Raw genomic sequence first — 9867 nt, 5'->3', positions numbered from 1 at the left:
TTCATTTGCGGGCCTCCGCCGAGCCGGCCGCGCCGTCAGCCTTGGCGGGGTCCGCGCCACCGGCCTTGGCAGGCGCCGCAGCGGGAGCCGGAGCGTTTGCCGCAGCCTTGGTCGCGCCGGTCGCGCCGGCGGCCGGTGCCGCGGGCGCCTGCATGGGCACCATGCGCGGCGTGACCGCCATGCCGGGGCGCACGAGGCCCTTGATGATGATCTTCTCACCGGCCTGCAGGCCGCCGTTGATGACGCGCAGCCCGTCCACCACCGGCCCCAGTTCGATGGGCCGGTACTGGGCCTGGTTGTTCTCGCCCACGACCAGCACGTAGTTGCGCCCTTGGTCGGTGCCCACGGCCTGATCGTCGATCAGGACGGCCTCGCGCGCCGCGCCGGTGGACAGCTTGGCCCGGGCGAACATGCCGGGTGCCATGCGCCCATCCGGGTTGGGCACAACGGCGCGCGCGGATCGTGCCGGTGCTTCGGTCAATGGTGTTGCCCACGAAGTCGAGCGCGCCCCTGTGCGGGAAACCCTTGTCCGTGGTCAGCCCGACCTGCACGGGCAGCGAAGCCTTGCTACCGGCGCCCGCAGCGGGCCGCGAGCGGCTGACGACGTTGAGATAGGTGGCCTCATCAATGTCGAAGTACACGTGCAACGGGTCGATGGATACGATCGTGGTCAGCAGCGTGGCCGCGCCGGCGCCGCCACCGCTGACCAAGTTGCCCTCGGTCACGAGCACGCGGTCGACGCGCCCGGCGATGGGCGCAGTGACGCGGGCGTAGGACAGGTCCAGCTGAGCCGCAGCAACGGCGGCCTTAGCCGCCTGCACCTGAGCCTGGCGCGCGTTGCGTGCGGAGGCGGCATCGTCATAGGTCTTGCGCGCGACGGCGCCGGTCGCCACCAGGCGCTCGGCGCGGTCAAAGTCGGCCTGGGCCTGGCTGGCCAGCACCTCGGCCTGACGCAGTTGCGCCACGGCCGTGTCGAGCGCAACCTGGAACGGCCTCGGGTCGATCTGGAACAGCAGTTGGCCCTTGCGCACGAGGCTACCTTCGGGAACGCTCACCGCATCGACGGCGCCGCCGACCCGCGAGCGCAGCTCGACGGTCTTGGGCGCGGCCAGGAAGCCGGTGTACTCGGCCGATGGCGCGACCGTGCGGGTAATGACCTCGGCCACGGGCACCTGCGGCGCCATCGGCGCGCCCGCCGGGGGCGCCGCGGCCTTGCCCTCGTCCTTGGCGTCGCGGGCAGCGATCGCTATCCCCCCGACGGCTGCGATGACGCCTGCCACCACAATGATTCTGATTTTTTTACGCATGGAAGTGACCCTTTCTTGGATGCAGGACTCCGGCCCTTCCGAAGCGCTCTGCAGACATTTGTGTGGAGGCTAGGCGTTACAACGACGGCAAGGTCAAGCCCTCTTGTTGCCTCAGCGGGCAGACGGCACGGACAAGGTGGTGGGACGCCCGGCGTCGTCGCCGTGGTTGGCCTCCGGCGCGCCCTTGAAGCGCAGCAGGCGCAGTGCGTTCAGCGTGACCAGGGCCGTGGCGCCGGTGTCGGCCAGCACGGCAACCCACAAGCCGGTGATACCCAACACGGTGGTGACCAGGAACAAGCCCTTGAGGCCAATGGCGAATACGACGTTTTGGTGAATGTTGGCCATCGTCGCCCGCGACAGGGCCACCAGGTGGGCCACGTCCGTGACGCGGCTCTTGAGCAGCGCGGCATCGGCGGTTTCCAGCGCCACGTCCGTGCCGCCGCCCATGGCGATACCCACGTCGGCGGTCGCCAGGGCCGGCGCGTCGTTGATGCCGTCGCCGACCATCGCCACCTTGGCATCACGCTTCATCTCGTTGACCAAGCGCAGCTTGTCCTGCGGCAGCAGCTCGGCCTCCCACTCGATGCCCAGCTTGCCGGCGATCGCCTGCGCGGTGCGGCGGTTGTCGCCGGTCAGCATGACCGAGCGCACGCCCATGGCGTTGAGCTGGGCCACGCCTTCGCGCGCGTCGCGGCGGGGCTCGTCGCGCAGGGCCAGCAGGCCCAGAACGTTCTTGCTGGCTTCGTCGAACAGGACCACCACGGTCTTGCCGCCATCCTCCAGCTTGTCGATTTCCCTGCGGTGCGCGGCTGTCAGCGTGGCCGTCTGTTCCGCATGGGCGGGCGATCCGACAGCGAGCGCACTGCCGTTCACGGTGGCGCGCACCGCCTTGCCGGCAATGGCCGATGCGCCCGTGGCCTGGGGAATCGCCACGTCCAGGCTCTTGGCATGGGCGACAATGGCCTTCGCCAAGGGATGGTTTGAGCCGGACTCGACAGCGGCGGCAAGCGCAAGGACCTGTTGATGCTTGAACAGCCCGAAGGGCAGGACCTCGGTGATGCGCGGCTTGCCCTCGGTCAGCGTGCCAGTCTTGTCGAAGGCAATGGCGCGCACGCGGCCGATGGTTTCCAACGCGTTGCCACCCTTGATCAGCAGGCCCCGTCGCGTGGCCACCGCAAGGCCCGAGGCGATGGCCGCCGGTGTGGAGAGCACCAGCGCACATGGGCAGGCAATCAACAGCAGTGCGAGGCCGCGGTACAGCCAGGTACCCCAGTCGCCACCCATGGCAAGTGGCGGAACCACCACGATCAACGCCGCGATGGCCATGACGGCAGGGGTGTAGTAGCGGCTGAACTTTTCGATGAAGCGAGCCGTGGGCGCCTTGGAGGACTGCGCCTGCTCCACCAGTTGGATGATGCGAGAAATGGTGTTGTCCGATGCCGTCTTCTCGACTTGTACTTCGAGCACGCCATCGACGTTGATGGAGCCGGCGAACACGTCGGCACCGATAGCCTTTTGACGCGGTACGGACTCGCCGGTGATAGGCGACTCGTCCAGGCTGCTTTCACCGCGGAGGATCTTGCCGTCCGCAGGCACCCGGTCACCAGGGCGCACCAGCACGCGGTCGCTCACGCGCAGGGAAGCGGCGGGCACTTCGCGCTGCCCGCCCGCGGCATCGAGCAGTACCGCCGTCTTAGGCACCAGGGAGGCCAGCGCCTTGATGCCGGCGCGCGCGCGGCCGGCGGCCACGCTTTCCAGCAGCTCGCCGATCGCGAACAGGAACACCACGGCAGCAGCTTCCTCGGCCTCGCCTATCACGAGCGCGCCCAGCGAGGCGACGACCATCAGCGTTTCGATAGAGAACGGCGAGCCTGACACAGCCAGCGCGAAGGCTTTGCGAGCGAACGGCAGCACGCCCGCGATCACCGCAGCGGCGAAGATCCATTCAGCGTAGCCAGGAACGAACTGCGCGATCGCGTAGGCCGAGCCCATCAGGCCGCCCAGGCCCAGCACGTGCTTGCCTTTCTTCGTCTGCCACCAGCGCTGATGGCGCGCCGTCGATGCTGCTGCTGGGGCCGCGGGTGCTGAGCCATCATGGCGGCGCACGTCGGAGACGCCGAAGCCCAGGCTCTTGATGGTCTTCTCGATGTGGCCGAGCTGCGTGGGGCCGCCAGACGCGAGCGTCAATTCCAGCGTTTCTGCGGTGAAGTTTATGCGGGCATCGGACACGCCATCCATGCGAGCGAGCGCCGTTTCGATCTTGCCGACGCAACTGGCGCAGTCCATGCCCTCGACGCGCATGGACACGTTGGGGGGCGTGCTGGGTGCTCCACGGGAGGCAGAGGCCGGCGCATGGTCATGCCCGCTGCAGGCCCCGTGATCGTGACCGTGGTCATGGGCATGGGCATGGCCGTGAGCATGGCCATGCCCATGGTCATCACCGCACGCTTTGCCGTGCGAATGATCGTGCCCGTGGTCGTGGGCATGCCCATGGTCATGGTGGCCGCCGCAGCCGGCGTGGTCATGCGCGTGGGCCGCATGGCACGGTGCAGGTGCTGCGGACATTTCGGACGCGGGCAGTGCCTGCACGTCGAAGCCCAGGGACCGGATTTTCTTGGCAATGTCGCGTGCAGTATTTCGGCTACTTGTGCTGCGCGTCAACGTCAGCGTCTCATTTGTAAAATTAACCTGTACATTTGATACGCCATCAATTCGACCAAGCGCTGTTTCAATCTTGCCGACGCAACTGGCGCAATCCATACCTTCGACCCGAAAGCCCAGTTGTTCGTCCTGCGCTCCTGTGCCGTCCAATGTTTCCAAAGACATATCAATCTCCTGGTTCTCTGAGTAATCGCCGTGGCAGGACGCACAAATCAGCGATCGGAATGTTATGCAAACAAATGAACACTTGTTTGTATGTTTATTCAAAAAAAAGAAAGAATCTCTTTCTGGCTGAACCATCCGACCGCTGCTTTATGCAGCTGCCATTAAGTCATTTTTTGTTGCGCAGCATCTGGTAGGTTTCAAATGCGGTGCGGTAGGCATCACTATAGGTATCAGGCGTCTGCTCACCAGCCCAGAATCCAGCCATTCCCGCAACCTGCCAATCTGCCAAATCACTCTTTACTTGAGCACGAGTCAATGCCACCGGAGCCTTGTAAGCCGCAACCAGCTTGAGCTGGAGATAGCTCTCGTAGGCTTGTTGGTAGGCTTGGGTGTGCGAAGCGGTGGTGATTCCGCGCGAGGTGAACGCGTGCATGCCGGAGATTTTCCACAGTTCCAAATCAGCCATCACTTCAGCACGAGTCTTTCCTGCTGAGGGCGCCTGATACATATCACCTTGGGTCAATTGCAAGTAGCGCTGAAAGGCAGCCTGGTATTGAGGGCTGAACGTATCCGGGCCGCTTTCGCCGCGAGACAACGCTTCCAACCCAGATTGCCTCCAAGCAGCCAGATCCTCCTGGACCTGTTGCCGTGTCATATCTGCGGCGAACGGTTGAGCGTTTACTCCAGCAGCAAAAAGTGCGGAAAGCAGAACAGCAAAGCGAATTTTCTTGGACATGGTCAATACTCCTTGACGTTAAAAATAATGGCGTGGTCCTTACGCCTTTCGGATACCCCGTAGACAAATAATAACACACATGAAGATATGTTCAAGTGTTTATTTTTAGAGTGCTTTTTGCTTGGGGTCTTCTAGGCATTCAGCAAGGCGCGCCGGTGTCTCTCTAGATTAATAGCCAAAAAAAGCCTACCCCTTGAAGGCGTAGGCCGGCGCGCACTCACATGTTCAGTCAATCGTCGTGTCTGTCCTCCGAAATGTGAACCGCCATGTCCTGGAGTACCTGGCTGACGTGCTGGTCGGCAATGCCGTAGAAGATGTGCTTGGCTTGGCGCTCGCCGCGCACGAGGCGCGCGCCGCGCAACAGGCGCAGGTGATGGCTGACCAAGGACTGCGACAGGTCTAGCGAGCCAGCAATGTCGCCCACTGCGACCGATCCGCGCATGCACTGCAACAGGATTTTCAATCGCGATTGGTCGCCCAGCAGGCGGAAGGTCTCTGCCAGAACAGCGACGTCACTTTGCGATAGTGCGAGGACATCAGTGGTCGTGCCGTGGTTAGAGGTCGAACATTGCACAATAGCGGCGCTGGTGGTTTTGCGGGATGTCATGGATTCAAACCCTCAAGTGAACTGCGAACCGTCTAGCACGGCCTCAATGCTTGTGACCGGGAGCGGAGTGGTCATGGTCATGATTGTGCTCACTGTGGTCGTGGCCGCTGTGGTCCTGACGGCCTGTCGTGGGTTGCAGGCTGCAGATGTTCTCGTCAGCCTCCGAGTTCCAGTCGATTCCGACTGTGGCGTGTTCGATGCTGAACTGCTCTCGCAGCACCGCCTCGACGCGCTTGACCACAGCTCGCGCCTCCTCGTCCACGTTGGGTCGAACGTGTAGCGTGGCCATCGTGCGACCGGAAGTGAGTTGCCACACGTGAACATGGCTGACAGCCGCCAGGCCGGGCACAGTGCTCATCAGGCCTTGTTCCACCTTTTCCGGCGAAGCGTCCTCTGGCGCACCCTCCAACAGGATATGGATCGACTTGGCCAGGAGCTTCCAGGCGCTGCGCAGAATCAACGCCGCTACTAGAACCGACAGGATGGGGTCGATCGGAGTCCAGCCGGTGAAGTAGATGACGATCGCTGCAACGATGGCGCCGACAGAGCCGAGCAGGTCACCCATCACGTGGAGGATGGCACCTTTCACATTGACGTGATCGGTTTCGCCGCGGGTCATGATCCACAGCACGAGGACGTTGATCAGTAAGCCGAGCACGGCGACGATCATCATCGGGCCGGCGAGGATGACGGGCGGCGCCTGCAGCCGCTCCCACGCCTCGTAGGCGATCCATGCGACGATCGCGAACAGGGTCACGGCGTTCAGGAAGCCGGCGATGACCTCGAAGCGCAGGTAACCGAATGTGCGTTTGCTGTCGGCTGCGCGGCGACCGAATCGGAAGGCAGCGTAAGCCAGGGCAAGTGCCACGGCGTCGGTCAGCATGTGGCCAGCATCGGCAAGTAGGGCTAGCGAGCCCGACAGCACGCCGCCGACAGCTTCCACGAGCATGAAGCCGAAGATCAGGAAGAAGGAAACCAGAACCTTGCGCTCGTTGGCGCTCGTCACTGTGGGGGTGTGGTCGTGATCATGGTCGTGACCATGGTCATGTGCATTGGATTGGGACATGGGCGCCTCTGCTGGTTGAGTGTTTGACTATGGCGAAATATAACACATGAATATGTGTTCATGTGATATATTTTCGCTCACCCTTCTCAGCCTCCGAAGCCATGCGTTGTGATGCCGCAACGAGAAAATGTGCCTATCCTTTCGGCCAGATACGGTGCAGGTCATCCAGAATCAGCTGGTGATGGTGCCTGCCTTGGTCTGCGTGTGTGCGTAAATGAGGGTGATCCGGCGGCAAGCTGGGGTGGTCATGCGCCACGTCAGAAGGGTCGCTGGCCGGCCACAGCCAGAGCGTCAGCGCCACGCCGGCCAAGCCGACCAGGGACATGACAATGAAGGTCGATGGCAAGCCCATGACCGCGCCGAAGCGGCCGGCAAGTGGGTAGCAGATGAGCCAACAGGCGTGCGACAGCGCGAAGTGTGCCGCGAAGATCGCAGGACGGTCCTCGGCATGGGCCGAGCGGCGCAGAAGACGGCCGGATGGCGTTTGCGCCACGCTGTAGCCAAAGCCGATGATCAACCACAGCGGCAGCAACAATGCATAGCTCGGCAGCAGTGCGCCGATCCCCGTGCCCACGACCAGTACGGTAGCGCCGGTGAGCATCGCGGTTCGGTCGGCCACCTTTTCCAGTAAGGATGGCAGAACGAAGGCTGCCACCATCGAACCGCCTCCGAATGCCGCCAGTGCCGACGCCACTTCGACCTCGCCTAGGCCAAAGCGCGCCTTCACGAGAACCACCGTGTTCACGATCACCATGGCGCCCGCCGCCGAGACGGCCAAGCTGATCGCCAGCAGGCCCCGCAGGCGTGGCGTAGCGAGATAGATGCGTGTGCCGCGGGTCGTGCGATCCCAAATGCCGCGGCGCGGTCCGGGAATAGTTGTGGGCAACCGCACGCTGACCACGAGCGCGGCTGAAACGAGGAAACCGAGCACTGTTCCCGCGAACAGGTTGTGAAAGCTGATGACGGTCAGCAGCGCAGCAGCCAGCATCGGGGAAATCAGGCTTTCCAGGTCATAGGCCAGCCGGGACAGCGACAGCGCCTTCGTGTAGTCCTCTTCATCGGGAAGGATGTCCGGGATAGTGGCTTGGAAAGTCGGCGTGAAGCCGGCGGATGCCGCTTGCAGGACAAAGATCAGCAGATAGATCTGCCAGACCTCGGTGACAAAGGGCAAACAGATCGCGACAACCGCTCGTACCAGGTCCAGCGCTACGAGCAATGACCGTCGCGGGAACTGGTCGGCGAAGGCCTGTGCGACTGGAGCGACTCCCACATAGGCCAGCATCTTGATAGCCAGCGCCGACCCGAGCACCGCACCTGCATCGGCCCCGGCCAGCTCGTAGGCAAGTAGGCCGAGCGCTACCGTCATCAGGCCTGTGCCGACGAGTGCGATCACCTGCGCGGTGAACAGGTGGCGGTAGGTGCGGTTCTTTAGGACGGAGAGCATCGAGAGACCTCAGAGCAGTCTGGTTAGCGCCTTCATTTCGGCTAGAACGGAGTCCTCATCATGAGATAGGCAGTGGTCGATGTGGTCATGGATCAGGACGCGCTTGGCCGCTGTGACGGCGCTCTCCACCGCAGCGAGCTGGCGAGCGATGTCCAGGCAGGTTTCTTCTCCTTCGATCATCCCGATGACGTGTCGCAGATGACCCTCGGCGCGCTTGAGCCGTTTCACGAGATCTGGGTGGCTGGTGTGCTTGTGCATCTCTTTCATGCAGCAATCATATCCCCCCCCGGGGGATATGCTCAAGGAGTCTGCATAGCTGTTTGCGCAGTGGATTAGCCCCACCTCGCCTCTCGATGTCTTGCGCCCGACGCCCTCTCTAAGGCGATTGGTGCTCAAAGGATGTAAGGTTTTCTTTCCCATTCATATGAATAGATATACAATTGTTCATATCTAAGCCAGTGAACAGTGGCTTTTCAACGACAAGCACTTGCTCGGAAAGAGAACACCCAGCCGGGGGTAAGTACTGATGCAACACCGATGGAGAATTGAATGCTTCGCAAAGACATACGCAAGGGATGGATATGGGCGGTATCCACGCTTTGGGCCGGCACCGTGCTAGCCCAGCCAGTAGCCGCCCCTCACGTCCCATCCAGACCAGACAGCCACATGGTCGCCCAATTGTGGGAGTCAGCTTGGCAGCGGCAGCCAGAAGCCGCTGGAGAAGGCGCCTGGCAGCAGGCCGCCCAAGCACGCCAAGAGACGGCCGGCAGTTGGGTGGCAGGTCCGATGGCGCTGGAAGCCTCCACCAAAACTGATCGGTTCAACAACCGCAACGGACAGCGCGAATATGAAGTCGGGGTGGCTATTCCCCTTTGGATGCCTGGTGAGCGCGCCTCGTCGGCACGCTGGGCGGACGCGGAAAGCCTCGCGCTATCCAGCCGGATGCTGGCCGCCAAGCTACGCACGGCCGGACAGGTTCGCCAGGCATGGTGGGCATGGCAGCGTGCCCAGGCCGAATTGGTGGCGGCGCAGGATCGCACCCGCAGCGCGGACGAGTTGGCGCAAGATGTGGCTCGCCGAGTTCGCGCGGGCGACCTGGCGCAAGCCGACAGAAACCAGGCCGATGGCGCCTTGGCGTCGGCTCGTAGTGCCCTGGCCATTGCTCAGGCCGAAGAAATCACGCAGCGCGAGGCGTTGTTGGCACTGACCGGCATCGAGAGTATCCCGTCGCAGGCCGATTCCGCGCAGCCGGAGCAGTCAGGTGTCCGAGTTCAACCGGCATCGGCACAGCCGTCCGGCGCGTTGTTGGGTAACCACCCTGCGCTGCTGGAACTGCAGCACAAGGCGCTGGCGGCCCGCCGCTCTGCGGAACTGGTGTCCCATCAGAAGTACGCCAACCCCGAACTGACCCTGGCGACCACGCGGGATCGGGGCGGCTACGGCGAACGCTACAACCAGACGATCACGGTGGGTGTGCGCATTCCCTTCGGTACGGGTAGCCGTCATACCGAGCAATTGTCCAGCGCCAATGCGCAGGCACTGGAGGCTGAGTCGGCACTCGCGGCCCAGCGCACCCGGCTACTCTCGGAAATTCGAACTGCCCAATCGCGCGAACTGGCAACCAGCACCCAGATGCAGGCCGCTTCGGAGCGCCAGCGACTAGCCCAACAAACGCGCACCTTCTACCAAAAGTCGTTCGCGATGGGCGAGACGGACATGCCGACACGCCTTCGCATCGAGCAGGAGGCCACCGAGGCCGAGCGCGCGGCGCTGCTCGCCAAGGTGGAGCATGCCGCGGCCATCTCGTCCCTGTTGCAGGCACAAGGCACGCTGCCGCAGCCGACCGAGACTTTCACTGACATCTCCGGCACGCGCTGATCG

7 protein-coding genes and 1 pseudogene are annotated in these 9867 nt (G+C 63.1%); 1 reads left to right on the top strand and 7 read right to left on the bottom strand.

Annotated elements, in window-relative coordinates:
* Position 1: 1 nt before the first annotated feature.
* The 7 genes and pseudogenes from B3361_RS16895 to B3361_RS16865 form a co-directional block, all read right to left on the bottom strand.
* Positions 2-1307 (bottom strand): annotated as a pseudogene (locus B3361_RS16895) (efflux RND transporter periplasmic adaptor subunit).
* Positions 1308-1418: 111 nt separating this feature from the next.
* On the bottom strand, positions 1419-4133 hold the full coding sequence (locus B3361_RS16890; protein WP_012614060.1) for a heavy metal translocating P-type ATPase: 2715 nt from the start codon (positions 4131-4133) through the stop codon (positions 1419-1421).
* Between the two features lie 166 nt (positions 4134-4299).
* A complete protein-coding gene (locus B3361_RS16885; RefSeq protein WP_034018378.1) occupies positions 4300-4869 on the bottom strand; it encodes a DUF4148 domain-containing protein in 570 nt (189 codons plus the stop codon).
* Between the two features lie 229 nt (positions 4870-5098).
* Complete coding sequence (locus tag B3361_RS16880) at positions 5099-5476, bottom strand: ArsR/SmtB family transcription factor (protein ID WP_003821152.1); 378 nt, start codon at positions 5474-5476, stop codon at positions 5099-5101.
* A gap of 43 nt (positions 5477-5519) precedes the next feature.
* Positions 5520-6542: a cation diffusion facilitator family transporter gene (locus B3361_RS16875; RefSeq protein ID WP_003821153.1), complete on the bottom strand. Its 1023-nt coding sequence runs from the start codon at positions 6540-6542 to the stop codon at positions 5520-5522.
* Positions 6543-6675: 133 nt separating this feature from the next.
* Complete coding sequence (locus B3361_RS16870; RefSeq protein WP_003821155.1) at positions 6676-7986, bottom strand: MFS transporter; 1311 nt, start codon at positions 7984-7986, stop codon at positions 6676-6678.
* Between the two features lie 9 nt (positions 7987-7995).
* Complete coding sequence (locus B3361_RS16865; RefSeq protein WP_003821156.1) at positions 7996-8253, bottom strand: metal-sensing transcriptional repressor; 258 nt, start codon at positions 8251-8253, stop codon at positions 7996-7998.
* A 399-nt stretch (positions 8254-8652) separates the two neighbouring features.
* Here B3361_RS16865 and B3361_RS16860 point away from each other — a divergent pair, with 399 nt between their 5' ends.
* Positions 8653-9864 carry a TolC family protein gene (locus B3361_RS16860; protein ID WP_223656232.1) on the top strand — a complete coding sequence of 404 codons (1212 nt, stop codon included), beginning with the start codon at positions 8653-8655 and terminating at the stop codon, positions 9862-9864.
* Positions 9865-9867: the final 3 nt, after the last annotated feature.

Origin of the sequence: Pseudomonas sp. UBA6699, from assembly GCF_002454615.1 — a bacterium.
GTDB lineage: Bacteria > Pseudomonadota > Gammaproteobacteria > Pseudomonadales > Pseudomonadaceae > Aquipseudomonas > Aquipseudomonas juntendi.
Note: the sequence above shows the minus strand (reverse complement) of the source record. Positions and strands in the feature narration are given on the sequence as shown.